The organism is Halorubrum sp. F4 (assembly GCF_027257195.1).
Lineage (GTDB): Archaea > Halobacteriota > Halobacteria > Halobacteriales > Haloferacaceae > Halorubrum.
Window position 1 is genome coordinate 1 of the sequence record NZ_JAPDFS010000001.1, and the last position, 23,109, is coordinate 23,109.

Genomic DNA, 23,109 nt, shown 5'->3' on the forward strand with positions numbered 1-23,109 from the left:
CACTGATTCCACACTCGTATGAGTTCAGGCGGTACCTGGATCGCACGTACACACGGTTTGAGAGGCTCGACCGAGACAGGCGTCTCTCCACTGGAGAGTTCCGGTTCGATTCCGGGAGTCGGCATGAAGGCGGCCAGAGCGGTGGGGACACACCCGTACCCATTCCGAACACGGAAGTTAAGCCCACCCGCGTACCGGAAAGTACTGGAGTGAGCGATCCTCTGGGAACCGCGGTCCGCCGCCTACCCATTCATACTTCATTCATTCGACGCCGAGACCCGTCTCTGCGTCACGCTTCGTTCATCATCGCCGAGCCGAACGGCCGTCCATGACTCGGTCTCTCCATCGGTTACGTGAGATACGTCACGAGTTGACGGCCCGTCGGGTCCCGCGTGACGACGTTATGACGAGCGAGATCGGGAGATGCGGTGCGTTTCGGTTTCGAACCGCTCGGACCCGATGTCGTCGTCGATTCCTGGATCGTCTGCAGCCATCAAGGGTATCAATATTGATTGTTTCACCAATAAGTTTATGTTATTTCTGTTTGAAGACAATACGTTCATGACCGTCCCGAAGACACGCGAGGCCACCGTGACGGTTCGGGTCGATTCCGCCGGATCGCCATCCGTTCGGGACGGGGGGACGGGTCGACCCGTCGTCTCGATCCTGTTCGAGACGGACCTCGAGACGTGGAGACGCACGTGGAGCGAGCGGGCGGGGGAGCCGCCGAGGCGTGAGGCCGTCGTCGTCGCGAGCGATCTCTCCCGTGGCGCGGCCGCGACGGCGACTACGCAGGTCCTTCCCGAACGGAAGCTCGCGTATACGGTTCTGGGATCGGACGCGGGTACCGATCGAGTTCTCGAGACGGTCTCCGACATGCTCACGGAGTTCGACGGATCCGAGCCACGAGTGATACTCGACGATCTCGCGTCGTTCGCGGTCACGCGCGGGGCCGGCGACGCCGCCGACGTGGTCGAACGGATCGCGACGGAGACCGCCGCCGTCGGCGGGTCCGTCACGATCGGCTGGTCGCTCTCTGCCGAGTCGGCGGCCGCGATGTCGACGGTCCTCGGCCGTGCCGACTCGATAGAGGGGGTCGACCCGGAACCGATGGCGGCGATCGGACGACTTCAACGCGAGGACCCGACCACGTTCGGGTACACGCGACGGTATTGGCCCGAAGCGCAGCGCGGCATCGAGTGCTGCTCTCGGAACTACCCGCAGTCGAAGCAGGTACACGCCGTCCTTTCGAACCCCGAGACGACGCCGCGGACGCTCGGTGCGACGCTATCCGGGCTCGTCTCGTTGGAGGTTCTCGATACCTGGACGGACACGGTCGGATCGACCCGATACGACCTCACGGCGTACGATCCGGCCCGGATGGCGACGATCGGTGCCGCGTTCGCGACGATACGTGACGACGGTTCGGAGCACGCTCTCGAGGAATGACGCCGTCGACGATCACGCCCGATCGTCGCCCTGGCCTCGGGGAACCGTCAGATCGTGGTCGACGACCGTTCCGTCGGGGTCGAGCGTGACCGTCCCGAGCCGCACGGTGTCCCCGGTGTCGTACTCGGTGGCGATCGTCTCGAGGACCGATCGTCTGTCGAGTCGCTCCCAGACGACCTCCGCCACGAGGGATTGGAACGCCTCCGGATCGGTCCATCCCGAGTCGATGTCCGTCGGTACGTGGACGAGGAATCGCAGCTCCTCCTCGGTGACGCGTATGCCGACCCCGAAGGTGTCCGAACACATGCCGCTCCGTTCGGTTCCGGGATTCAAACCTCCGTCGACCTGTCGAAAACGGTAACCGGGTTCGCCGGAAAGCGGTCGTGTGGACTCGAGCAGGAACGTCCCACACGTATCGCCGCACGCGGGACTCGTTACCGCGGTCCTCGCGGTCAGTACGGGAGCCATCCTCGTCCGGTGGAGCGACGCGCCGAGTTCCGTCGCCGCGTTCTATCGCGTGCTCTTCACCACGCTGCCGCTGCTTCCGGTCGCCGCGTGGCGGTATCGTGAGCAGTTCGCCCGGATCGACCGGCGTGACCTCGGATTTGCGACGCTGTCGGGGATCGCACTGGCGCTGCACTTCGCCTCGTGGTTCGAGAGCCTCGAGTGGACGAGCGTCGCCGCGAGCGTCACGCTCGTTCAGGCCCAGCCGGTGTTCGTCGCGCTCGGTGCGTGGCTCCTGCTCCGCGAGCGAGTGACCCGGCGGATCGCCGTGGGGATCGCGATCGCGGTCATCGGGATCGCGGCCATGTCTCTCGGGGATTTCCTCGGCGGGGTACTCGTCGGGCCGGCACCGCTTTACGGCAACGCGCTGGCGCTCTTCGGGGCGGTGACCGCCGCCGGCTACGTCCTCGCCGGCCGGTCGCTGCGACAGCGACTCGCGTTGGTCCCGTACGTGGTCGTCGTCTACGGGGTTTGTACGGTGTCGTTGCTCGTGGTCGTGCTCGCACAGGGCCATCCGCTCTCCGGATACCCTCCGCGCGAGTGGGCGGTCTTTCTCGGCTTGGCGATCGGTCCGGGACTGTTCGGACACACCGTCATCAATTGGGTTCTCGGGTACCTCGAATCGAGCGTCGTCTCGGTGTCGCTGCTCGGCGAACCGGTCGGAGCGACCGTCCTCGCGTTGGTGCTTCTGGGGGAGGCGCCGACCCGCTTCACGGTCGTCGGCGGCGTGATCGTCCTCTCGGGGATCTACCTCACGATGACGGGATCACGGTGATTCCGTCCTCGAGCGGTACCTCGTAGCCCCGGCCCACGATCACGGCCCCGATCACTCCGCACCGGTTACTCCGTCCCGAAGCGCTCGGCGGTCCGACGGTGTCGGTCCCGAAACATCCCCTCGAATCCGACCTTTGCGAACGGTCCCGCGGCGTCGCCGAGCGCGCCGAACGGGAGCCGGTACTCGACGCTGTCGACGAGGACCGTTTCGTTCCCGTCGGCGTAGAACGCGTGGGTGTGTTCCCAGGTTCGGAACGGGCCGTCGACCATGTCGTCGACGAAGTACGCGCTTCCCTCGACGGGTGCGTTTCCGTCGGGCTCACGTTCCACGATCCGCGAGATCCACCGTTGGCGAGGAACGACGCCGAACGGCCGGATCGACATCCGGATCCGGGACCCCGTGGTCAACACGTCGGGATCGCGCTCGCCGTCCGGCCCTTCGACCGCTTCGATCCGCATGTTCATCCACTCGGGCGTCAACTCGAGGAGCCCGTCGACCGTCGAGTGGAACGCCCACACGTGGTCGATGGGGGCAGCTATCCGTGTTCTCCGGCGGTACGTCGGCATACCGAAGCTTCGGCGTCGACGGGGAAAAGTCCCCTCGCCGGATGCCCGGGCGTCCGGGCATCGGCGTTCGATCCCTCGCTCATCGATGATCCGTGGGTATCGAAACCTCGATACGCTCTCGTCACCTCCACGGATCCGATGGAACGAGGAGCGATCGACGTCGCCGACCTCTCGGGTCCCTTCGACCTCCAGGCGACCGTCGAGAGCGGACAGAGCTACCTGTGGAACCGCGCCGACGGTCGGACCTACGAGGAACTCCACGCACACGGTGGCGACGAGTGGTACGAAACCGTCGTCGCCCCGATCCCGGGCGTCTCAGACGAACTGGTTCCGCTGCGAGCCCGACAGGTCGGCGGCGTTCGTGACGGGACGATCGAGTGGGAGGCGTCGACGGATGCGGTGCCGCTTCTCACCCATCTGCTCCGGCTCGACGACGACCTCGACGCGATCCGCGACTCGATGCCGGCTCTTCCCCTGTTGGAGCGGGCTTACGACCGGTACCAGGGCATGCGTCTGGTTCGGGACCCGACGTTCCCCTGTCTCGTCTCGTTCATCTGCTCGGCACAGATGCGCGTCGCCCGGATCCACGGGATGCAGCGGAGGCTCAGGGAGCGCTACGGGGATGCGATCGAGCTCGACGGGGAGACGTATCACGCGTTCCCGACGCCGACACAACTCGCGGATCGGAGCGAGTCCGAGCTTCGGGACCTCTCGCTCGGGTATCGGGCACCCTACGTCCGACGGACCGCCGAGATGGTCGCCTCCGGGGAGGCGGACCCGCGGGAAGCGGCGGACGTCCCGTACGAGGAGGCGCGGGAGTCGCTGACGCGGTTCGTCGGGGTCGGCGACAAGGTGGCGGACTGCGTCGCGCTGTTCTCGTTGGGATTTCTCGAGGCGGTCCCGCTCGACACGTGGATCAACACGACCATCGAGGAGTACTATCCCGACTGCGATCGCGGATCGTACGCGGAGACGTCCCGTGCGATTCGCGAGCGGTTCGGCGGGACGTACGCCGGATACGCCCAGACGTACGTCTTCCACCACCTCCGCGCCGGCGGGGAGTGACCCCGGCCGAAGCTTCATACTCGTTCGCACGGTACGTCTTCACGTGATGGACTGTCGAGTCGTCGTGGAGGCTGCCGTTCCCGTTTACGACGTGGAGACTGCCGACGAGGCGGTCCGGATCGCGATCTCGAAGACGGGAGAGATGTTGAATCCCGATCTCAACTACGTGGAGATCGAGATGGGGAGCCGAACCTCGCCGACGGGGGAGGAGCTCCCGCCGGCGTTCATCGCCGCCGACGAGGCGCTCGTCGCGCTCGAACTCCGAATGGACGTGTTCAACGTCGATCGCGCCGAACACGCGAGGCGGATCGCTCGAAAGGAGATCGGGCAACGGCTCCGGAAGGTTCCGCTCAAGGTCCTCTCGGTCGAGGAGATAAACGAGGAGGAGACGGACGACGAGGCGACGGAATCGACCTCGACGACCGACGAGGACGACTGACGGACCCGGATCGCCGGGCGTGGTCGCCACTCGGGACGTAACGAACGACGGTAGGCTACTCGACGAGTCTCAGTCCGCGGTGGGGGCCAGCGGCTCCGACTCTGCCTCCTCCATCGGCTCCGTGATCCCCTCGGTCAGTTTGAAAACGGCGGCCTTGTGGTCGGTCTTCGATTTGTGTATCGATGTCGGTTTGACGCCGAGTTCTTCATACGCGTCGAGGTCGAGGTCGTCGTCCCAGAATTCGCACTGTTTTCGTACTTCGGCCAGAAGGCCGTGAAGGTGGATGAGCTCCTGTTTCTTCATGAGTAACGGTCCTTTGCTACCGGAGGCTTATATTACTATCCTGAGTCTAGTTACCACACCTCCCGTCTATATAGACCTCCTAACCCCGAACGTCACTGGAACTGTCGAACCGCCTCGAGGTCTCGTTCGGTTCGCATGAACTCCGTGAGTCGTCGAGTCGCGTGACAACTGGAGCAGCTGAAGTTCGTGCGCAGCCCGGGCAACTCGGCCGGGTTTTCCTGCCACTCCTTGGAACACTCCGGACACACTAGCCTGACGAACGCTTCGACCATGCAGCCACGTACACCCCGTCGGATTAAAAACGTACGTGACGCGGTCACGCTTCACACGGAAATCTCGCCGACGAGGGGTTCACTCGTCGACGCGGTCCTTCTCCGCCGTCGTCCCTCGTTTCCCGCTACGCGGTCAGGTGATCGCTGGCCTCGAGCAGCTCCTTGTATCGGTTCCGGATGGTGACTTCGGAGATGTCGGCGACCTCGCTCACCTGGCTCTGGGTCACCTTTCGGTTCGACAGGAGGGCGGCGGCGTAGACGGCCGACGCCGCGAGCCCGACCGGCGACTTGCCGCTCGTGATCCCCTCGTCCTTCGCGCTCTTCAGGAGCTCCCGCGCGAGGCGTTCGACCTCATCGGGGAGGTCGAGCCGTGAGACGAACCGGGGCACGTAGCTCTCGGGGTCCGCCGGCTGTACCTCCAGTCCGAGCTCGCGGACGACGTAGCGGTACGTCCGGGTGAGTTCCATCTTGTCGACGCGCGAGACCGCGGTGAACTCGTCGAGGCTCCGCGGGTTACCCACCTGCCGGGCGGCCGCGTACAGCGCCGCGGTCGCGACGCCCTCGATGGATCGGCCGGGGAGGAGGTTCTCGCTCAGCGCGCGGCGGTAGATGACCGAGGCGGTCTCGCGGACGTTGTCCGGGAGCCCGAGCGCCGAGGCCATCCGGTCGATCTCGCCGAGCGCCTGCTTCAGATTCCGCTCCTTCGAGTCGCGCGTGCGGAACCGCTCGTTCCACGTCCGCAGGCGCTGCATCTTCTGGCGCTGTCGGCTCGAGAGCGACTTGCCGTACCCGTCGCGATCCTGCCAGCCGATGTTGGTCGACAGACCCTTGTCGTGCATCATGTTCGTCGTGGGCGCGCCCACGCGGGACTTGCTGTCCCGCTCCGCCGAGTCGAACGCGCGCCACTCCGGCCCGCGATCCACCGAGTCCTCCTCGACGACGAGTCCGCAGTCCTCACACACCGTCTCGCCGTGCTCGGTGTCGGTCACGAGACGGCCCGTACACTCCGGACAGCTCGTCACTCGACTGTTCTCCGATGATTCGGTCTCGGCGGTTTCCTCGTCGGTTCGCTCCGGTGATCCGGCTCGATCGACCGCCTCGTCCCGCTCGTAGTTTCGAATGCGTGTCTCTGTCATGGGGTGTTCTCCGATCGAACTCCCGACGAAAATGCGAGGGCCGGGTGTGCCCGATTCGTTAACTAACAGTAAGTGATTAACATATATAAATCTGTCGCCACCATACTAGTCGATGAAACCGATAGATCGTGAAGGAACGGGCGTTTGAGCCCGTTTATCCGTATCGGCTACCATCCGCGAATCGACCGTGACACTCGGTACCGTGCGTTCCGAAGTATAAAAAGAGAGTAGTTGAGACGACTCACGTCTCGAGCGTTCCGGATCTTATTAGCGGCGTGCCACGAGGGCGGCCGCGAGCAACGCGACGATCGCGAGGACGACGCCGAATCCGGGCGTGTCATCGTCCGTCGTTCCGTCCTCAGCCGTCTCGTCGTTGTTCATCTCCCCGGCATTCATGTCGTCGTCACCGTCCATGTTCTCGTCTTCCATGCCGTCATCGCTCATCGCTTCGTCGTCCATGCCGTCGTTACCGTCCGCGTCCGATCCGTCCGTTCCGTCGTCGCTCGCGACCGTCAGCTCGGCCGGCGACATCACCGGCGATCCGGCGGCCACGTAGGGAACGTCCTCTGCGCCTTCGGTGGCCGGGAAGTCGTACGTCTCGTTCTCGTTCGTGTCCCGATGAGCCATGGCGAGGACGGTGTCGTCCCCGGTCAACGGGTCGTCCAGCGCGATCTCGACCTCGGCGTGCGTGCCGGGCTCGAGGTAGTCGCTCGTGCCGCGGATGCTCTCGAGGACCGCGCCGTCCGCGAGCGAGGAGTCGTGAACCGTCACGAACCCGCCGTCGTGAAGCGTCACGTCCTTGACGACGACCGTCTCTCCGTCGGTCTCCTGGTCGGCCGTCTCCACGGACGCGGTGACCCGTGCCGTCGCACCGGTCATCACGATCTCCTCGTCGCCGTCGACGTAGGGGCCGTCGTCCGTCCCCTCGGTCTCGACGAAGTCGTACGTCATGTCGTCGTCCGAGTCCGTGTGCGGCATCGCGAACAGGTGGTGCGTGTCGCGGATCGGCTCGTCGAGTTCGATCACGACGTCCTCGTGGACGCCCGGTTCGAGGTAGTCGCTCGTGCCGCGGACGGAATCGAAGACCGCACCGCCGGCGAGCGACGCGTCGTGGACCGTTACGAACCCTCCCTCGCTCACGTCGACGCGGTCGACGGTGACCGTCGTTCCGTCGGTGCTTTGTCCGTCGAAGGCGACGCTCGCGGAGACGGTCACCGAACCGTCGTCCATCACGATATCGCCGGAATCGGTCGTGTACGGACCGTCCTCCTCATCCCCGGTGGCGGGGAAGTCGTAGGTTTCGTCGTCGTTCGTGTCCCGGTGAGCCATCGCGAACAGCGAGTCGTCCTCGGCCAGGGGGTCGTCGAGCGAGACGACGACGTCCCGATGGATCCCGGGCTCGAGGTAGTCGCTCGTGCCGCGGATGCTCTCGAGGACGGCCCCGTCGCCGATCGAGGAATCGTGCATCGTTACGAACCCGCCGTCAGGGAGGTACACCTCGTCGACGACGACCGTGTTCCCGCCGCTCGCCTGCGCGGAGAACGTCGCGCGGGCATCGTCATCGAGTTCGGCGTCGAACTCGTCCATCACGATCTCCTCGTCACCGTCGACGTAGGGACCGTCCTCCTCACCCTCGGTGGCGGGGAAGTCGTAGGTTCCGTCGTCGTTCGTATCTTGGTGAACCATGGCGAACAGCGAGTCGTCGTTCTCCAGCTCGTCGTCGAGCCGGACGCGAACGTCCTCGTGAACGCCGGCCTCCAGGTAGTCGCTCGTGCCGCGGATGCTCTCGAAGACGGCTCCGTCCGCGAGCGAGGAGTCGTGAACCGTTACGAACCCGCCCTCGCTCAGTTCGACGCGGTCGACGACGATCGAGCTCCCCTCGGTGGGCTGGTCGGTCGCCTCGACGGTCGCCGACGCGGTCACCGCCGCGTTCTCCATGGCGATCTCCCCGTCGACCGTGTATGGACCGTCGACCGCGCCGTTCGAGGAGACGAACGTGTACGCGCGGTCGCCGTCGGTGTCCCGGTGGGCCATCGCGTGGAACGTTCCCGCGTCGATCTCGTCCGTGAGCTCGACGGTCACGTTCTCGTGTGTCCCGGCCGCGAGGTACGCGCTCGTGCCGACGACGCTGCCGAGCACGTCGCCGTCCGCGAGCGTGTCGTCGTGGATCGTCACGAACCCGCCGTCGGGGACGCGGACCTCGTCGACGACGACCGTGGATCCGCCGGACGTCCCGTCGGAGAAACTCACGCTCGCCGCTTGCTCGGTGTTCTGTGCCGTGACCGCGCCCGCCGCGCCGGCGACTGCCGACACGACGAGTACGACCACCATCGCCGATGTGAATGCGCTGTTGCGCATGAAGGAGTCGACCGAGAGGGCATAAAAAGCGATTTGCCGAACTGCGGCCACCTTCCCACCCAAATCCGTTCCGAAAGCGAACCGGATCGGTCGTAGGGACGGGCATCCGAGTCGCTACGACGGAGACGGCTCTCGAACCGTACTCAGCGACCGAACACGCGCGGAACGGAAGGCGGATGCGCCGTGAAACCCGTCCTCCTCAGTCCCAGGTGACCCACACGAGAAACAGCAGTCCGACCGTCTGGAGCACGTGGAGCCCCATCATGGCCCGCCAGGCGACCGGGGGAACCGCCTCGCTCGCGAACCACGCCGACAGCATCGGGTCGACCAGGTAGATGTAGAGCGCGAGCGCGTTCTCCCCGAGCAGAAACCCGCCGAACATCACCAGTCCAAGGGTGTGTTTCGACCGGAACTGTAGGTAGTTCCGTCCCCACACCCAGACGAGCGCGAGGAGCAGGGCCACGTTCAGCCCCGCGGAGAACCGTGCCACGTCGAACCAGAAACTCATCGTACACCTGCTATCGGGTGTGGGGGTATAACCGCTTTCCCAAATTCGTTCCGAATTTCGTGCCGATCCGGTACCGACCGAGCCCTCCGTTCACGTGTCATCCGTTTGCTCCATGATCGTTTCTATCGTCTCCCAGTGCTGGCGTGCTCGCGGCGTCGGCAGGTAGATCGCGCCGTAGTCGTCGCCGCTGCTCTCGACGACGCCGTTGTCGATCAGGACGTCGAGATGGTGTCGCACCGTCTTGTAATCCAACTCGAGGTCCTCGGCCAGCTGGTTCGCGTTTCGCGGGCGCTCGTCGAGCGCCCGCAACAGCCGGACGCGGTTCGCGCCGCCCCGCGTTCCGGTCAACACGTACCAGAGTGCCGCTTCCATCGTATTCGAATCGCGGGGACGGCACCTAACTCCACCGCTCCGCGTCGATCCTGCCGATCGTCTCCGTTCGACTCCGTTCGACTCCCGATTCGGAGCAGCGACCGTGACTACCGGTTCCGACTCACCGGGAACGCGACCCGATCGGGGTGGTCGTTGAACCGACCGAGTATTCGATCGTACAGCTCGTTTTTCACTCGCTGGCCGCGTCGCGGGTGCGTGAGGTATCGGAGGCGGAGCTCGACCCACGACTCCTCCTGTTTCAGGTTGACCGTCGGCCCGTCGTGGACCTCCAGCTCGACCGGCGTCTCCGAGAGCGCGTCCCGGTAGGCGGCGATCCCCGCACGCATCTCCTCGCCCAGCAGGTCCGCGGCCTCCTCGCGCATCACCTCGCGTGCGAACGCCAGGTCCGTCTCGTAGGCGACCTGGATCCCGATCTCGTTCCACACGTACGGCGACCCGCCCCCGCCGAAGTTGACGACGTTCGAGGAGAGCACGACGCTGTTGGGGACGGTCACGACCCGGCCCGACGGTTGGTTCGTGCTGACGAGCTCCCCGTTTATCTCCCACAGCGTCGTCACGAGGAACTCCACCTCGATCACGTCGCCTTTCGCGTCGCCGATGCGGACCCGGTCGCCGACGCCGTACGGCTGTTTGACGGTGATGTACACCCACGCGATGAGCGAGAGGAGCGGCTGTTGGAGCGCGAACGTGATCGCGAACCCGATGACCCCGAGCGAGAAGAGCAGCCCGAGCCAGTTGTCCGTCAATACCGCGAGCGTCCCGACGGTCCCGACGAACCCGAACGCCAGCCGCAGGAGGTTCCGCGTGTTGTACGCGCGTCGTTTGTTCGAAGAGCGCATCAGCACGCCCGCGAGCAACCGATAGGTGCCGAAGAGCAGCGCGAACAGCGCGAGGACGAACGCCAGCCGCTCGACGACGAGGTTCGCCGGGTAGTCGCCGACCGCGGGCCATCCGGCGAGCGGCTCGGCGGTGCCCACGAACACGCCGGCGGCGGCGGCGACGAGCCCGAGGAGCACGGAGCCGAGCGGGATCGATCGTCTCACGACGGGTGGTCGGCGGGCGGCGGCAAAACCGTTGCGACCGGTCGTTCGGTCCCGCTCCCGATCGCACGCCGACGGTCGTCCCTCCGGGCCGCTGCCGACGGCCGTCCTCTCGTCAGTCGTCGCCGCCAGCGGTCAGCGCGACCGCGCCCGCGAGGACCTCCGTCGCGGCCGCACAGTCCGCCCAGTCGGTCCACTCGTGCGGGTTGTGCGAGACCCCGTCGCGGGAGGGCGCAAAGAGCAGCGAGGCGTCCGTGACCCGTGCGATCCGCATCGCGTCGTGGGCGGCTCCCGAGTGGAGGTCGATCGCGGACCGACCCGCGGCGTCGGCCGACTCGTGGACGATCTCCCGGAGCCGGTCGCTCATCGGCTCCGGCTGGACGACCGACGGACGGACGAAGTCGGTCTCCACTCCCCGATCGCGCTCCAGTCGGGCGAGGGACTCGCGGGCCGCCTCGGCGATCGCGTCCATCGACTCCGCCTTCACGTCGCGGACGTCCACGCTCGCCTCGACGCGGCCCGGGACCACGTTCGACGCGTTCGGCGAGACCGAGAGGGAGCCCACGGTGCCGACCGCCGTCTCGGATGACTCCGCGACGATCTCGTTGGCGGCGGCCTCGACGTCGAGAACGAACTCGCTCGCGGCCGCGAGCGCGTCGGTCCGCTCGTTCATCGCGGTCGCACCCGCGTGGTTCGCCTCCCCGAGGATCGTCGCATGGCAGTGGCTGATACCCGTGATGGTCGTGACGATCCCGGCGTCGACGCCCTCGTCCTCGAGCGTGGTGTCCTGTTCGACGTGGAGCTCGTAGAAGGCGTCCCAGCCCGCCGGGTCGAGCGTCTCCGTTCCCTCGCCGCGGTAGCCGATCCGCGAGAGCGCCTCGCCGACCGTCTCGCCGTCGTCGTTCTCGTAGGCGAGCCCCTCCTCGAGGTCCGTCTCGCCGGTCGCGACGCTCGATCCCAGCAGGCCGTTCCCGTAGGTCGCGCCCTCCTCCTCGGTGAAGCTGACGACGACGACCGGTCGCTCCGGCTCGACGCCGGCGTCCTGCATGGCACGCACGGACTCGAGGGCGGCGTAGACGCCGAGCGGGCCGTCGAAGATCCCGCCCTCCGGAACGCTGTCGAGGTGGCTCCCGCACGCGACCGGCGCGGCGTCGGGGTCCGCGGAGTCGGGGACCCACTCGCCGGCGACGTTGCCGATCGCGTCGACGGTCACCTCCATCCCGGCGTCCTCGAGCCGGTCGACGAATCGATCGCGCGCCTTCCGGTTCGCCTCGCTGCCGGTGCGGTTCGTCCGTCCGTGCGACTCGGGGTCGTCGAGGTCGAGCCGGCCGAACGCCGCGTTCGCCTCGATGTCCGATCTGAGCCGGTCCGCGTCGACTGGGAGTTCCATACGTCTACGGTTCTCCCCCGGAATAAAAACGGTTCGTCGCCGGGCCGTCAGATCGTTACGTCGGACTGTCAGGTCGTTACCGTCGGGCTGTCGCGTCGTGGTCGTCGGATCGACGGACCGTCGCCGCCTCGGAGGGAAAAACACTTGACGTCGCGGATCGACGGCGCTCGTATGGTACCAGTCGTCCCGCTTCAAGGAGGGGTCGTGGCGGTGATCTCCCTCCTGTTCGCCCTCCTCATGTTCGCGGTCCACATCGCGATGATCGTCTGGACGTACAGCGACGCCCAGAAGCGAAGCGAGCATCCGGCGTTCCTCTGGGCCATCGTGGTCTTCTTCGCGCCGCTTCTCGGGATCGTCCTCTACCTGATCCTCGGCCGCGACGGCGGATACTGACCCTCCCGGACGGGTTCGTCCTCTCCAGCCTCACTTCTCCGGCCTCACCCTCCCCAGCCTCGCAGCGGCCGCACCGCCGGAACCGCTCGGCGGTGCGGCCCCTGCTCTCTCGCGCGCGTTTCTCGCGCGCCGACGACCGGGAGATGACGAGACGGCTGAGAGATGGCGAGACGGGATCCGGTGACCGTCTCCGTCCCGCCTTCATCGAACGTGGAACTCGCCGAGTTCCCGGAGCCGTCCGGCGAGGTCGTCGCTCAGCGCGTCGCGCTCGACGCGCCACTCCCAGTTGCCGTCGACGGTCCCCGGCTCGTTGAACCGTGCGTCGCTGCCGAGCCCGAGTAAGTCTTGGACGGTCGTCATCGCGAGGATCGCCTCCGAACTCCACACCTCGTCGACGATCGCCCACTCGATCGGACGGTCGCCGCCGTAGCCGAGGTTGTAGTGGAGCGCGTCGCGCTCCTCGGGTGCCAGATCCTCGTAATAGCCGACCCACGTGTCGGTGTCGTGCGTGGAGGTGTAGCCGACGACGGGCTCGGGGTAATGCATCGGCTGGTACGGGTTGCCCGCCTCCGTCCAGTTCGCGTACTGGGGGACCCGCATCCCGGGGAAGCCGAACTCGGTCATCAGGTCGTCCATCCGCGCGTCCTCGAACCCGAGGTCCTCCGCGATGAACGGCGCCTCGCCGAACTCGTGTTCGACCGTCTCGAAGAGCGCCCGTCCCGGGCCGTCGCGCCACTCGCCCGCGGCCGGGTCGTCGGCGTCGGCGGGGATCGCCCAGTACCGAACGAACCCGAGGAAGTGGTCGAGCCGGGCGACGTCCGCCAGGTCGAACAGCCGGCGGAACCGGTCCATCCACCAGCCGTAGTCGGTCTCGGCGAGCCGCTCCCAGTCGTACACCGGGTTCCCCCAGCGCTGCCCGTCGTCGCCGGCGTTCGGCGGTACTCCAGCCACCGCGGCCGGCCGGTTGCCCTCGTCGAGCCGGAAGGCCTCGGGGTTCGCCCACACGTCGGCGGAGTCGAGCGCCACGTAGATCGGTACGTCGCCGACGATCTCGACGCCCGCCTCGGCGGCGACCTCGCGAAGCGCCGCCCACTGCCGGTCGAACGTCCACTGGAGGAACGCGTGATACCGGATCTCCTCGACGTGTTCCTCCCGTGCGGCCGCGAGCGCGTCCGGGTCGCGCGTGCGGAGCGGCTCCGGCCACTCGACCCACGTGTCCTCGGGTCTGGCGGCCGAGAGCGCGCGAAACAGCGCGTACTCGTCGACCCACGTCTCGCGCTCGCGAAAGGCGTCGAGCGTCTCGGCGTCACCCGACCCGTCCGCGGACCGTGCGGACCCCGCGTCCCGTTCCGCCTCGAACCGCTCGAACGCGGTCTCCAGAAGCGGGAGCTTGTACTCCCGGACCGCCCCGTAATCCACCCTGTCGGCCGGGAAATCGGGGACCGGTTCGAGGTCGTCCGGCTCGAGCCAGCCGTCCTCGACGAGGCCTTCCAGGTCGATCAGGAGGGGGTTGCCGGCGAACGCCGAGGGAGACTGGTACGGCGACTCGCCGGCGGCCCCGATCGTCGGTCCGAGCGGACACACCTGCCAGTAGTCGACGTCGGCCGTCCCGAGAAACGAGAGGAACGCCGCCGCGCCGTCGCCCAGGTCGCCGATCCCGTGTGGCCCCGGAAGCGACGTGACGTGACAGAACACTCCGTCGGAGCGATCGAATCCCATGGCTACGCCTGCGACGGCCACCGACTCAAGCGTTGCGTCCGCGGGAGGACCGTCCCGACGACTCCAGCGGGACGACCGCCACGTCGTCGACGCGGATCCGGTCGGTCCCGTCCTCGTCGGCCTCCACGCAGGGGTCGCCCGTGACGACGTCCAGCCGTCCGTGGTCGACGTCGACGTCGACGGCGGCCTCGCCGGGCGCGAAGTTGAGGACGACTACGAGGGCCTCCGACCCGCTCCCCCGACGGAACGCCACCACGTCGTCGGGATGGACCTCCTCGCCGTCGGCGGCGATCGGCCGCTCGTCCGGACCGCCGCCGGCGACGTGGTAGTCGACCCGATCGAGGTCGCCCGCGGGGCCGAGCGCCGGGTGGGCGTCGTGGGCGGCCGACAGCCGCGCGTAGCGCTCGCGGACCTCTCCGCGGGCGTGCTCCCAGGCGATCGGGTCCCGCCGGCCGCGCTGGCCGATCTCCTGGCCGGCGTACACCATCGGGACGCCCGGCAGGGTGAACGTCGCCGCGGCCGCCGCGGCCGCGGCGTCGTCGCCACACTCCACCCGGTAGCGGGTCTCGTCGTGGTTCTCGATGTACTGGAGGAAGCCGGCGTGGTCGGGAAACCCGACCGCGGCGCGCTTCTCGACGGCGTCGATCACGGAGTCGGCCGGGGCCGCACCGCGGCCGACCTGCCGGAGCTGGAAGTACAGCGTCGCGTCGAAGTGGACGTCGAACATCCCCTCGTGGAACCGGGGGACGTACGGGATCGTCTCGTCCAGCAACAGGAACTCCGGGTCGGTCCCCTTCACGCGGTCGCGGATCTCCCGCCAGAGCGAGTCCGGAACCGCCCACGCCATGTCACACCGGAAGCCGTCGACGAGCGGGGCCCACTCGTCGACCACGTCGAGGAGGTACCGCCGGACCGTCAGGTTCGCGTGGTCCAGGTTCGCGATCAGCTCCCAGTCGAAGTAGGTGTCCGGCTCGCCCGACTCCTGCCACTCGTAGCGGTCGCGGTACGGCGACTCCGGGTTGCGGTAGGCGTCCCGGAACCACGAGTGATCGCGGGCGGTGTGGTTCAACACCAGATCGAAGAGCACCCGCATCCCGTTGTCGTGGGCGGTCTCGACCAGTCGCTCGTAGTCCCCGCGGTCGCCGAGGTCGTCGGCGATGGCGAGGAAGTCCGTGACGTTGTAGCCGTGCGGCTTTCCGTCGTTCTCGAGGACGGGCGTGAGCCACAGCGTGTCGACGCCGAGATCGGCGATCTCCGGGATCCGCTCCGCGATCGCCGCGAGCGTCTCGCCCTCGTCCGCGTCGACGAACGTCCGGACGAACACCTCGTAGACGCTCGCATCCGCGGTCCACGCGGGCGGCTGGTTCAGTCGGGACGTCTCGAAGGCCTCGCCCGGAGCCGGGTCACCGAAGGGATCGGTGCCGCCGGAGGGTTCGACTCGATCGATCGAAACGGCGTCGGCGACGCTGATCCGGGCGTCCTCGCCGGACTCGCGGGCGACGGCGACCGCGTGGACGCGGAGACGATCGGGGACCGACCCGGTCGGCAGCCGGAGGGTCGCCCCCGTCCCGTCCTCGGTCACCGTCGTTCGGTCCTCGGTCACCGTCGTTCGGTCCTCGGTCACGGTCGCCGCGTCGCGCGGGTTCGTTCGTCCCGCCGCGACCGCCGCGGCGACGTCGCGGTCGTCGATCACGAACCGCACGGCGAGCTCGTCGGCCGCGAGCGACGAGGCCGGATTCGGCGTCGCGACCGCACGCACGACGGCCGACCCCTTCCGTCCCCCGGACTCCTCCATGATCTCAGCGTCGAGCCGGATCCGCGGGGGGCCGCCGTCGGCCGCGAGTCGGCCGGCCGCGTAGTCGATCCCCGCGCGGTCCGCGTCGCGGTCGCGGATCGCCTCGCCGCTGCCCCCGGCGACGTCCACTCCCTCGTAGGCCGCCGAGAACGCCAACACCGTCAGGAGGTGGTCCCCGTCGGGGGCGTCGAGGCCGAGCCGATACCGTCCCGGCACGTCCGGGGTGAACTCGATCACTGGGTCGGTGCCGACGGTCGAGTCGCTCGCGGGCGGCGCGTCCGCGATGCGCCACTCGTAGCTCCCGGCCGGATCCGGGTCCCGCGGCGCGAGCTGGACCGTCTCGCCGGTGGAGACGAACCGTGGGGGTCCGGGGTGATGCATGCTCGCTCATCGACGCCCGGGGTCTTCGGTGTTGCTCTCGACGCCAAACTGGCACGTCCCGTTCGGGATCGGGACGGTCGCCGCCGCCGGCCGGCAGCTTCGCCCGGTCCGTCAAGGCTTTTGCTCCCGCGGCCGGCAGGACTCGCATGCGACTGCGAACCGCGATCACGGAACACAAACGTCGCCGCGGGGAACGCTACTCGACGGAGCGACCGACCACCGTCGGGGCGTTCACCGGTGACGGCGGTCGGCTGGTCCACGTCGGGCCGGACGGCGACGCTCACGACTGTTCGTACGCGCTCTCCGGCGTGGGCGGGACCGACCGGATCCGGATCGGGATCGCCGGCGGCGGCGGGATCCGGTGGCTCGCGGACCTCGAAACCACGCGACAGCACTACGACGGAGACACCCCGCTCGTCGAGACGGAGTACGACGCCGGCCGGTACACGGTCCATCAGTTCGACCTCGTCGTCGGGAACGCACACCTCACGCACGTCGTCCTACGCGGGTCGCCGCCGGCGAACGCGGACCTCGTCGCCAGCTGCGCGTTCGCGCCCGACATGGTCGAGGGACGCGTCGGCAACCTCGTCCACGAGGGATCCGGCCCCGAGGGCGGCGACGTAATAGAGGTGTTCCACCGCCGGGAACACGACTTCCTCACCGCCTCCACCGGTCTCTCGGCCGCGCACGGACAGCGACAGGAGACGATCCCCCAACTGCTCGGCGAGGACGACGGGCGAACGCCCCACCGCGGGGAGATCGACGAGCGCGAGGACACGAGTCTCACGCCCGACGTGGTCGTGCGGGCCCCGTTCGAGCGCGACGGTCGGACGGAGCGCGTCACCCTCGTCAGCCGTCCCGTCCTCGACGAGAACGGCTCGGGACCGGACGAACCCGGCGACGGAACCAGGATCGGGGAGGACGTCGACCGCGACGACCGGCTCGAGGCGATCTCGCGGATCGCGACCGCCCACGCGGACGCCGACAGCGTTCGCGAAGCCGCCGAGGCACGCGCGCCGTCGGTCCCCGACTCGGTGCCGCGCGCCTCGACGGTCGCGAGCGACCTCCGCACGCTCGACCTCCTCGGATCGGCGTCCGGCGGTCGGATCGCGGGCCCGGAGTTCGACCACTTCTACGCGACCTCCGGCGGGTACGGGTACGTCTGGTTCCGCGACGAGGCCGAGGCCTCGAGCGCGCTGCTCGCCGCGAGCGAGGAGCTCGAGTTGGACGCACGGAAGGACCTCCTCTCCTCGGCGGCGTTCCTCTGTCGCACCCAGGACGCCGACGGGAGCTGGCCCCACCGCGTCTGGGCCGACTCGGGCAAGGTCGCGCCGGGCTGGGCGAACGCCCGGATCGAGTCGGGCGACGGGCCGACCCCAAACGACCAGCTCGACCAGCCGGCGTCCGTCGTCGCGTTCCTCGCGGAGCTCCGACGGACGACGGACGTACCGGAGCCGCTCCGCGGCCGGGTCGACGAGACGATCGCCGACGCGGTCGCGTTCCTCCGGGAGACGACGCTCGAGGACGGGCTCCCCCGCCGCTGTCAGAACTGCTGGGAGAACGCGATCGGGCGGTTCACGCACACCGGCGCGGCGTACCTCCGTGCGTTCGCGGCCGTGGCACGGTCCCCGCTCGACGACGACCTGCGGGCCGCCGCCGCGACCGCCGCCGACGACGCCGTCGTCGGCCTCCAGGACCGCTTCCTTCCCGAACTCGAGCGGTTCCCGCAGCGCGCCAGCAACGGCGACGGCGACGAGCGCGCCGACGCCAGCACCTTCGCGCTCGCGGACGCGCTCGCCGAGTACGACGCGCTGGCGCGGGAACGCCCGAGCGTGACGGACGCCGCGGCGGACGCGGACTCCCCCCTCGATCCGCTCCCGGCCGCGATCGACCTCGACGCGTTCGTCTCGCAGGTGTCGACGCACGTTCGGACCTCGATCGACGCGCTGGGCCGGGAGACGGAGCACGTGGAGGGACTCGTCCGGTTCGTCGGCGACGACTGGCGGACGGCCGAACAGGGGGCCGCGAAGGTGTGGTCGATCGCGACGCTGTGGGGAGCGGTCGCCGCCGGCACCGTCGGCGGGATCCGCGAGTCGCGCGGAGCGGAGGCGGAGCCGCTCTTCTCCGAGGCCCGCCGGCTGTACTCGCTCTGTGAGCCCGACGGCCCCTTCGCGAACGAGTCCGGGTTGCTCGCGGAGCAGGTCTTCGACGACGGCGACCTCGACAGCGCGACCCCGCTCGCGTGGGCACACGCGCTCCGGCTGAACGCGACCGCGACGCTCGCGCGCCACGGGAGGCTTCCGGTGCCGCACGACCGCCCGAGCGGCCCGGAGGCGCCGCGGTGGACGACCGGCCGGAAGTTCGGCGTCGGCACGCCCGCCGATCACGACGAGGACGACCCGATCCCCGTCTGGTTCACGCTGACCGAGGGGGCGTTGACGGAGGCGCGGTTCCCCCGGATCGACGTGATGAACCTCCGGACGTTCGACTTCCTCGTCGCCGATCCGGAGACGGGACACACGGTTCGGACCTTCGACGAGACGGGCCACGTGACGACGACGGAGACGATCACGCGGACCACCGAGCCGAGCGCCGACGACGCGCTCGCGTACAGACAGACGATCCGCGAGTCCGGCGACGGACACGGGCACAGTTGGACGCTGGCCGTGGAGTACGCCGTCGACACCGCGGGCAACGCGCTCCTCGCGGACGTCGAGTTCGAGGGCGCCCGGGCGTACGACGTGTACGCCCTCGCCGACACCACGCTCGCGAACGTCGGCACCGACGACCGCGGGACCCGCGTCGGCGACGGTCCGTACCACCTCCTCGCACACAGCGACCGCGGGAACCGCCCGCCGGGCAAACTGGTCGACGACGACGGCGAGCCCTTCGACGTCGCCGCCGCGCTCACGAGCGCCGGCGGGTTCGACTGGGCGAGCGCGCTCGCGGCCGGCGACGACGCGCTCGAGTCGCTGTTCCGGGGCGGCGAGCGTGCGGAAGCCAGCGAGGAGGCGAACGGCAACGTCGTGCTCGCGGGCCACCTCGGAAGCGGGACGACGGTCTCGGACACGGTCGCACTCGGCTTCGCCGAGGAGGGCGACACCGCGGCGGCGCTCGGCGAGGCGGAGGGCGCGCTCTCGCGCGGCTTCGACGCGGTCGAGTCGGCGTACGTCGACACGTGGCGCGAGTGGCTCGCCGGCCGGGAGTACCCGGACGCCGTGACCGACGACCACGACCTGGAGGCGCAGTACCGGTTCGCGCTCATGACGCTCGCCGCCGTCGAGGACAAGCGCCACGACGGTGCCGGGATCGCCAGCCCATCGGTCCCGTGGGGCGAGACGGAGTACGCCGAGGAGGACCGCGGCTACGGCTACAACTTCGTCTGGTCGCGCGACCTCTATCAGGTGTTCACCGCGCTGATCGAGGTCGGCGAGGTGAAACGCGGCGCGGACGCGCTCGCGTACCTCTACAACACCCAACAGGACGAGTCGGGCTTCCTCCCGCAGAACACCTACATCGACGGGCGGACCCGCTGGGGCGGCGAGCAGATGGACAACATCGCGTTCCCCTCGGTGATGGCGTGGCAGCTGTACGAACACGGGGTGACGCTCTCGGACGCCGACTACGACTACGAGCAGATCCGCCGGTCGGTCGCGTACGTCGCACGGAACGGCCCGCAGACCGCCCAGGAGCGCTGGGAGGAGGAGGCGGGCTACTCGCCGTCGAGCATCGCCGCCGAGATCGCGGGGCTGACATGTGCGGCCGCGCTCGCGCTCGCCGAGGCCGACCGGATCGAGGGGGTGGAGGGGGACGCGGCGGCCGACTCGACGCCGGCGGAACTCCGTGCGGACGCGCTCGCCTGGCTCGCGCTCGCGGACGACTGGACCGACCGCGTCGAGGAGTGGTGTGCGACCGACACCGGAACCGACCGCCACGACGAGACGCCCTACTACATCCGGATCACCGCCGACGGCGACCCGAACGCCGGTCGGCCGCGGACGATCGCCAACGACGGGCCGACCTACGACGAGCGCGAGATCGTCGACGGCGGCTTCCTCGAGCTCGTCCGACTCGGCGTGAAACCCGCCGACGACCCGGTCGTCCGAAACTCCGTCGAGGTCGTCGACGACTCGATCCGCGTCGACACCCCGCACGGCCCCGCCTGGTACCGCTACATCGGCGACGCCTACGGCGAGCTCGGCTACGGCGATCCCGGCGGCCCGTGGGCGGGCACCGGCGACGGGAAGGGGCGGCTCTGGCCGATATTCACCGGCGAGCGCGGCGAGTACGAGCTTCGCGCACGCGCCGACGGGTCCGACGCCTTCGGCGGCACCGCCGAGGACGCGCTCGAGCCGGCGTCGTTGCTCGACACGATGGCCGGATTCGGCAACGACGGTGGGATGCTTCCCGAACAGGTGTGGGACCGCGAGCACCCGACCGAGTACGGCTGGGAGTTCGGCGAGGGGACCGGAGGGGCGACGCCGCTTGCCTGGTCGATGGCGGGGTTCATCCGGCTGGCACACGGCGTCGACGCCGGCGAGCCCGTCGAGACGCCAACCGTCGTCCGCGACCGCTTCGTCGAGCGCGACCGCCCCGCACCCCCGGAGCTGACGGCGACCGCCGAGTACGCCGACGACACGGTCGTCGTCACCGGCGAGACGGACGGGGCGTGCGTCGCGGCGTTCACCGCCGCCGGCTCCGCGATCGCGACCGCGGCGAACGGCGAGTTCGAGGTCCGACTCGCTGACGAGGACGCCAGAACGGTCGTGGTCGCGGCCGCCACCGACGAGGACTTCGAGACCGCGGGCACGGCCGTCGAGCGGATCCGGCTGTAGACGGGCCGGCCGCCCGTCGGTCCGTGGCGCTCAACCCCACGGACGAAGCGTCCGACGCGCGAGCGTAGCCGGCCCACACCGAACGGTTATCATCGACTCCCGTCTACACGGCACAACGATGGATATTCCCCCATTCGAACTCGAACGGTGGCTCGACGAGTACGAACCGGACGCCGACCTGATGCTCGCCGAGAGCGGCGTGCGAAGCCTCCCGGCGGACCGGTTCGACCTCGACGTGGGCGAGCTCGGATACGTCATTCCCACCGACGGGGAGCCGGCGTTTCGAGCGGAGATCGCCGAGCGATACGGTCGTGACGCGGAGGAGGTCGTCCTCACCTGTGGCACGCAGGAGGCGGACTTCCTCGCGTTCATGTCGCTTCTGGACGAGGGGGACCACAGCGTCGTCGTCTCGCCGACCTATCAGTCGCTCGCGAGCGTGCCCGAGTCGATCGGGGAGGTGAGCCGGGTCCGAACGGAGCCGCCGGAGTGGGAGCTCTCCGTCGACGCGGTCGCGGAGGCGATGCGTCCCGACACCCGCCTCGTCGTCCTCACGAACCCGAGCAACCCGACGGGGAAGTACCTCGGACCCGAGACGATGCGGGCGCTGTACGACCTCGTCGAGGAGCAAGACGCGTACCTCCTCGTCGACGAGGTGTACCGGATGCTCGCCGACGACCCCCACCCGCCGGCGGCCGCGCTCGGACCGAGGGCGATCTCTGCCGCCGGCGTCTCGAAGTCCTACGGACTCGCCGGCGCGCGTCTCGGGTGGATCGTCGCCGACCCGGAGGTCGCGGACGCGGTACGGAAGTGGAAGGACTACACGACCATCTCGCCGCCGCTCGTCGGAGCCCACGTCGCGCGGCAGGCGCTCGGCGACCAGGAGGCCGACATCCTCGAGGCGAACCGCGCGCACGCGAGGGCGAACCGCGACCGCGTCGCCGACTTCGTCGACCGACACGGCCTCGAGTGGTTCGAGCCGACCGGCGTGAACGGCTTCGTGACCGTCCCCGACGGATTCGAGAACGGCAAGGAGTTCTGTCGGTCGCTGTTCGAAGCGGAGAGCGTCGTCCTCGCGCCCGGGGAGGTGTTCGGGTATCCCGACAGGTTCCGGATCGGCTTCGGCCTCCACACCGAGGAACTCGAGGAGGGGCTCGAGCGGATCGCCCGCCACATCGAGAACGGTCGCTGACGCCGCACTGATGTCGCGCTGACGGCTCCGTTCGGTCACCCGAGCGCGACCACGTCGACCTCGTGGGTCCGCCTCCCGTCCGGTTCGTCCCCGGACCCGTCCTCCCCGTCGGCGTCGCCCCTGGATCCGCGCTCTCTCCCGACCGGTACCTCGACGGTTCCGCCGACCGCCCCGCGGACCGTCTCCCGCCAGGACTCGACGGCCTCGGCGTGTCGATCGCGGCGGGTTTCGACGTCGGCGTCGGGGTACTCGGCGGCCGTCTCGTCGACTTCGGGGTACGGGGGCGGGTCCACGACGAGGTCGGTGGGGTCGACGTGGATCGATCCGCCGGACGCGTCGGCGTCGTTCCCGGAGGACGGAGGCCCGGATCGCCTCGCTTCCGACGTCCCCTCCGATGTCCCGTCCGGCATCCCCTCGTCCACGCTGTGGATCCGAGCGCGCATCCGGCCGGAGTAGAGCGGCGTTACCCGGAGGACCACCCGCCGGTCCGTCCGTAGCGTCGCCTCGAGGGCGTTCGCGACGTCCTCGCGGTGGACCGCGATCGACCGGATGCGCCTCGGGTCCGTTCCTTCCTCGGGGCGTTCGGGGCCAGCCATTCC

20 protein-coding genes and 1 rRNA gene are annotated in these 23,109 nt (G+C 68.9%); 8 read left to right on the top strand and 13 right to left on the bottom strand.

The window, feature by feature from the left end; translation table 11 throughout:
• Positions 1-125: 125 nt before the first annotated feature.
• Positions 126-247, top strand: a 5S ribosomal RNA gene (rrf, locus tag OKW78_RS00005).
• Positions 248-561: 314 nt separating this feature from the next.
• A complete protein-coding gene (locus OKW78_RS00010) occupies positions 562-1,449 on the top strand; it encodes a hypothetical protein (protein ID WP_281193287.1) in 888 nt (295 codons plus the stop codon).
• 12 nt (positions 1,450-1,461) lie between these two features.
• Here OKW78_RS00010 and OKW78_RS00015 read toward each other — a convergent pair whose 3' ends face one another.
• Complete coding sequence (locus OKW78_RS00015) at positions 1,462-1,755, bottom strand: hypothetical protein (protein WP_281193288.1); 294 nt, start codon at positions 1,753-1,755, stop codon at positions 1,462-1,464.
• A 79-nt stretch (positions 1,756-1,834) separates the two neighbouring features.
• Here OKW78_RS00015 and OKW78_RS00020 point away from each other — a divergent pair, with 79 nt between their 5' ends.
• Positions 1,835-2,728, top strand: coding sequence for a DMT family transporter (locus tag OKW78_RS00020; protein ID WP_281193290.1), 894 nt, complete (start codon positions 1,835-1,837; stop codon positions 2,726-2,728).
• A 65-nt stretch (positions 2,729-2,793) separates the two neighbouring features.
• Here the strand turns inward: OKW78_RS00020 and OKW78_RS00025 are convergent, their stop codons facing one another.
• Positions 2,794-3,294: an SRPBCC family protein gene (locus OKW78_RS00025; protein WP_281193291.1), complete on the bottom strand. Its 501-nt coding sequence runs from the start codon at positions 3,292-3,294 to the stop codon at positions 2,794-2,796.
• Between the two features lie 138 nt (positions 3,295-3,432).
• On the opposite strand from OKW78_RS00025, the gene OKW78_RS00030 reads away from it, so the two are divergent.
• Together OKW78_RS00030 and OKW78_RS00035 are read left to right on the top strand one after the other, a co-directional pair.
• A complete protein-coding gene (locus OKW78_RS00030; RefSeq protein ID WP_281193292.1) occupies positions 3,433-4,359 on the top strand; it encodes a DNA-3-methyladenine glycosylase in 927 nt (308 codons plus the stop codon).
• Positions 4,360-4,405: 46 nt separating this feature from the next.
• On the top strand, positions 4,406-4,798 hold the full coding sequence (locus OKW78_RS00035) for a DUF555 domain-containing protein (protein ID WP_281193293.1): 393 nt from the start codon (positions 4,406-4,408) through the stop codon (positions 4,796-4,798).
• A 69-nt stretch (positions 4,799-4,867) separates the two neighbouring features.
• Here the strand turns inward: OKW78_RS00035 and OKW78_RS00040 are convergent, their stop codons facing one another.
• From OKW78_RS00040 to OKW78_RS00075, 8 genes are all read right to left on the bottom strand, one after another.
• On the bottom strand, positions 4,868-5,101 hold the full coding sequence (locus OKW78_RS00040) for a UPF0058 family protein (protein ID WP_281193294.1): 234 nt from the start codon (positions 5,099-5,101) through the stop codon (positions 4,868-4,870).
• A 92-nt stretch (positions 5,102-5,193) separates the two neighbouring features.
• Positions 5,194-5,373, bottom strand: a complete 180-nt coding sequence (locus tag OKW78_RS00045; protein WP_281193295.1) for a hypothetical protein — start codon at positions 5,371-5,373, stop codon at positions 5,194-5,196.
• Positions 5,374-5,498: 125 nt separating this feature from the next.
• On the bottom strand, positions 5,499-6,509 hold the full coding sequence (locus OKW78_RS00050) for a transcription initiation factor IIB family protein (RefSeq protein WP_281193296.1): 1,011 nt from the start codon (positions 6,507-6,509) through the stop codon (positions 5,499-5,501).
• A 267-nt stretch (positions 6,510-6,776) separates the two neighbouring features.
• Positions 6,777-8,867 (bottom strand): PGF-CTERM sorting domain-containing protein, encoded by a 2,091-nt coding sequence (locus tag OKW78_RS00055; RefSeq protein WP_281193297.1) that lies wholly within the window; start codon positions 8,865-8,867, stop codon positions 6,777-6,779.
• A gap of 199 nt (positions 8,868-9,066) precedes the next feature.
• Positions 9,067-9,375: a hypothetical protein gene (locus OKW78_RS00060; RefSeq protein WP_066416973.1), complete on the bottom strand. Its 309-nt coding sequence runs from the start codon at positions 9,373-9,375 to the stop codon at positions 9,067-9,069.
• A 90-nt stretch (positions 9,376-9,465) separates the two neighbouring features.
• Positions 9,466-9,747 (bottom strand): winged helix-turn-helix domain-containing protein, encoded by a 282-nt coding sequence (locus OKW78_RS00065; protein WP_281193298.1) that lies wholly within the window; start codon positions 9,745-9,747, stop codon positions 9,466-9,468.
• Between the two features lie 107 nt (positions 9,748-9,854).
• Positions 9,855-10,811, bottom strand: a complete 957-nt coding sequence (locus tag OKW78_RS00070) for a mechanosensitive ion channel domain-containing protein (protein WP_281193299.1) — start codon at positions 10,809-10,811, stop codon at positions 9,855-9,857.
• Between the two features lie 112 nt (positions 10,812-10,923).
• A complete protein-coding gene (locus tag OKW78_RS00075) occupies positions 10,924-12,198 on the bottom strand; it encodes a Zn-dependent hydrolase (protein ID WP_281193300.1) in 1,275 nt (424 codons plus the stop codon).
• Between the two features lie 171 nt (positions 12,199-12,369).
• On the opposite strand from OKW78_RS00075, the gene OKW78_RS00080 reads away from it, so the two are divergent.
• Positions 12,370-12,591: a PLDc N-terminal domain-containing protein gene (locus OKW78_RS00080; RefSeq protein WP_281193301.1), complete on the top strand. Its 222-nt coding sequence runs from the start codon at positions 12,370-12,372 to the stop codon at positions 12,589-12,591.
• 201 nt (positions 12,592-12,792) lie between these two features.
• Here the strand turns inward: OKW78_RS00080 and malQ are convergent, their stop codons facing one another.
• Positions 12,793-14,310 carry a 4-alpha-glucanotransferase gene (malQ, locus tag OKW78_RS00085; RefSeq protein ID WP_281193302.1) on the bottom strand — a complete coding sequence of 506 codons (1,518 nt, stop codon included), beginning with the start codon at positions 14,308-14,310 and terminating at the stop codon, positions 12,793-12,795.
• 25 nt (positions 14,311-14,335) lie between these two features.
• On the bottom strand, positions 14,336-16,486 hold the full coding sequence (locus tag OKW78_RS00090; RefSeq protein WP_281193303.1) for an alpha-amylase family glycosyl hydrolase: 2,151 nt from the start codon (positions 16,484-16,486) through the stop codon (positions 14,336-14,338).
• Positions 16,487-16,632: 146 nt separating this feature from the next.
• Between OKW78_RS00090 and OKW78_RS00095 the strand changes: the two genes are divergently transcribed.
• Positions 16,633-21,321: a glycoside hydrolase family 15 protein gene (locus OKW78_RS00095; RefSeq protein ID WP_281193304.1), complete on the top strand. Its 4,689-nt coding sequence runs from the start codon at positions 16,633-16,635 to the stop codon at positions 21,319-21,321.
• 118 nt (positions 21,322-21,439) lie between these two features.
• On the top strand, positions 21,440-22,510 hold the full coding sequence (locus tag OKW78_RS00100; RefSeq protein ID WP_281193305.1) for an aminotransferase class I/II-fold pyridoxal phosphate-dependent enzyme: 1,071 nt from the start codon (positions 21,440-21,442) through the stop codon (positions 22,508-22,510).
• A 35-nt stretch (positions 22,511-22,545) separates the two neighbouring features.
• Here the strand turns inward: OKW78_RS00100 and OKW78_RS00105 are convergent, their stop codons facing one another.
• Complete coding sequence (locus OKW78_RS00105; protein WP_281193306.1) at positions 22,546-23,106, bottom strand: hypothetical protein; 561 nt, start codon at positions 23,104-23,106, stop codon at positions 22,546-22,548.
• Positions 23,107-23,109 lie beyond the last annotated feature (3 nt).